Source organism: Noviherbaspirillum denitrificans, from assembly GCF_002211445.1.
GTDB classification, from domain to species: domain Bacteria; phylum Pseudomonadota; class Gammaproteobacteria; order Burkholderiales; family Burkholderiaceae_D; genus Noviherbaspirillum; species Noviherbaspirillum denitrificans.
On sequence record NZ_LSTO01000001.1, the window covers coordinates 1,684,817 to 1,686,855 of the forward strand.

General features: G+C 60.0%; 4 protein-coding genes and 1 pseudogene. 3 read left to right on the forward strand and 2 right to left on the reverse strand.

The genetic code is table 11. The features are described from left to right. Together AYR66_RS08390 and AYR66_RS08395 are read right to left on the reverse strand one after the other, a co-directional pair. On the reverse strand, nucleotides 1–270 hold a 270-nt coding region (locus tag AYR66_RS08390), incomplete at its 3' end, for a magnesium chelatase domain-containing protein (RefSeq protein ID WP_272938328.1). A gap of 4 nt (nucleotides 271–274) precedes the next feature. Then, nucleotides 275–517 (reverse strand): accessory factor UbiK family protein, encoded by a 243-nt coding sequence (locus AYR66_RS08395; RefSeq protein WP_088707128.1) that lies wholly within the window; start codon nucleotides 515–517, stop codon nucleotides 275–277. Nucleotides 518–752: 235 nt separating this feature from the next. Between AYR66_RS08395 and AYR66_RS08400 the strand changes: the two genes are divergently transcribed. The 3 genes and pseudogenes from AYR66_RS08400 to AYR66_RS29465 all read left to right on the forward strand — a co-directional run. Further along, the gene (locus AYR66_RS08400; protein WP_088707129.1) at nucleotides 753–1,481 is read left to right on the forward strand and encodes a TorF family putative porin; all 729 of its coding nucleotides are present in this window, start codon (nucleotides 753–755) and stop codon (nucleotides 1,479–1,481) included. An 11-nt stretch (nucleotides 1,482–1,492) separates the two neighbouring features. After that, nucleotides 1,493–1,831 (forward strand): P-II family nitrogen regulator, encoded by a 339-nt coding sequence (locus tag AYR66_RS28815; RefSeq protein WP_170942283.1) that lies wholly within the window; start codon nucleotides 1,493–1,495, stop codon nucleotides 1,829–1,831. Between the two features lie 12 nt (nucleotides 1,832–1,843). Continuing rightward, nucleotides 1,844–2,039: pseudogene (locus AYR66_RS29465) on the forward strand (ammonium transporter); the annotation flags it as partial.

The window sequence follows — 2,039 nt, forward strand, 5'->3', positions numbered from 1 at the left end:
AAGGATGCCGAGCGCGATGGGCAGGTCGAAGCGGCCTGATTCCTTGGGCAGGTCCGCCGGGGCGAGGTTGACGGTGATGCGCCGCGCGGGAAATTCGAAGCAGGCGTTCTGCAGCGCGGCGCGCACGCGGTCCCGTGATTCCTTCACCTCCGTTTCCGGCAGGCCGACGATGGTGAAGGAGGGCAAGCCGTTGGCGAGATGGACTTCGACCGTCACTTCCGGCGCGTGCATCCCGGCCAGTGCACGGCTTTTCAGGACCGCGAGACTCATGGGCTTACGGTTTCTTCAGCAGCGCTTCCAGTTCGGCCAAGCGGGCTTCCAGGGTTTCCAACTTGGCGCGGGTCTTGGCCAGTACCTGGCTCTGGATGTCGAATTCCTCGCGTGTCACCAGGTCGAGGCGGGAAAAGCCCTGGGTCAGCATCGCCTTTACATTCCGCTCGATATCCTTCGCGGGGGAGTTCTCGATTGCCTGGCTGAGCTTGGCCTGGAGGTCATTCAAAAAGTTTGTCTTGTCCATAATCAATCCTAAGATGAAAGAGCCGCACTTCCTTGGTGCGCTCGAAAACGGTGCGCTTCAGTGTGGTGCGAACTTTGTGGTGCATTGCCTTAAAAAGGGGTGAGCCAGGCGCGGCCAATGCGGAAAATTACAAAAATGATAACGCATCTGCCCGCAAATCCGGTGGCATGAGTCCTGCTAATAGTTGGAAAACTGCAATTTGTCTCACCTTCCAACACACAAAAAGGGAAACGCCATGAAAAAACTCGTTCTTGCCACCGCCATCGCCGCCGCCTTTACTGGCAGCCTCGCCCAGGCCGAGGACAAGAAGCCGGATCATGAAGTGAGCTTCAATGCGTCGGTTGTCAGCGACTACCGCTACCGCGGCATCTCCCAGACCCGCCTGAAGCCGGCCCTGCAGGGCGGCGCGGACTACGTCAACAACCCCACCGGATTCTACGCCGGTACGTGGTTGTCCACCATCAAGTGGATCAAGGATGTCCCGGGCGGCGACGCCAGCATCGAATGGGATATCTACGGTGGCAAGCGCGGCGAGATCGTCGAAGGCGTTTCTTATGACGTCGGCGTGCTGCGCTACCAGTACCCGTCCAACAACCTGACCCCGAGCGCCAACACCACCGAAGTATATGGCCAGCTCGGCTACGGCCCCGCCTACGTGAAGTATTCGCATTCGCTGACCAACCTGTTCGGCTTCGTCGACAGCAAGCGCAGCGGCTACCTCGATATCGGCGCCAACGTCGACATCGGCGAAGGCCTGGTCCTGAACCTGCACGCAGGCCACCAGAAGGTGAAGAACAACTCCCCGTTCTCCTACACCGACTGGAAGGTCGGCGTGACCAAGGATTTCGGCGTCGTGACCGGCGCGCTGGCACTCATCGGCACCGACACCGACAACTACACCGGCCCGAACGGCAAGAACCTCGGCAAAAACAGCCTGGTCCTGTCGATCGCCAAGACTTTCTAAGCGAGGAAATCATGAAACTGATCACTGCGATCATCAAACCCTTCAAGCTCGATGAAGTGCGTGAAGCCCTCTCGGCGATCGGTGTCCAGGGCATCACGGTCACGGAAGTAAAGGGCTTCGGACGCCAGAAAGGTCATACCGAGCTGTATCGCGGCGCCGAATATGTGGTCGACTTCCTGCCCAAGACCAAGATTGAAGCTGCCGTGGACGACGCCATCGTCGACCGCGCCATCGAGGCGATAGAGAGCTCTGCCCGCACCGGCAAGATCGGCGACGGCAAGATCTTCGTGTTCGACCTGCAGCAAGTCGTTCGTATCCGTACCGGCGAAACCGGTAAAGAAGCACTCTAAAGGAGGGGTGAGATGAAAAAACTCTTTGCAAGCATCCTGGCGGCAGGCTCCCTGCTGGCCGCCGTCGGATTCGCGCAGCCGGCACTGGCGGAAGAGGCCGCACCGGCCAAGACCGAAGCGGTTGTCGTTGCCCAGGCATCCGCACCTGCCAACGCTGCTTCCGCACCGGCAGCACCTGCCGCTGCAACCGCTCCCGCAGCCGCCCCTG

Bases quoted from the DNA above. Each gene is read 5' to 3' on its own strand.
- AYR66_RS08400 (WP_088707129.1), top strand. From the start codon at position 753: ATGAAAAAACTCGTTCTTGCCACCGCCATCGCCGCCGCCTTTACTGGC.
- AYR66_RS28815 (WP_170942283.1), top strand. From the start codon at position 1,493: ATGAAACTGATCACTGCGATCATCAAACCCTTCAAGCTCGATGAAGTG.
- AYR66_RS08395 (WP_088707128.1), bottom strand. From the start codon at position 517: ATGGACAAGACAAACTTTTTGAATGACCTCCAGGCCAAGCTCAGCCAG.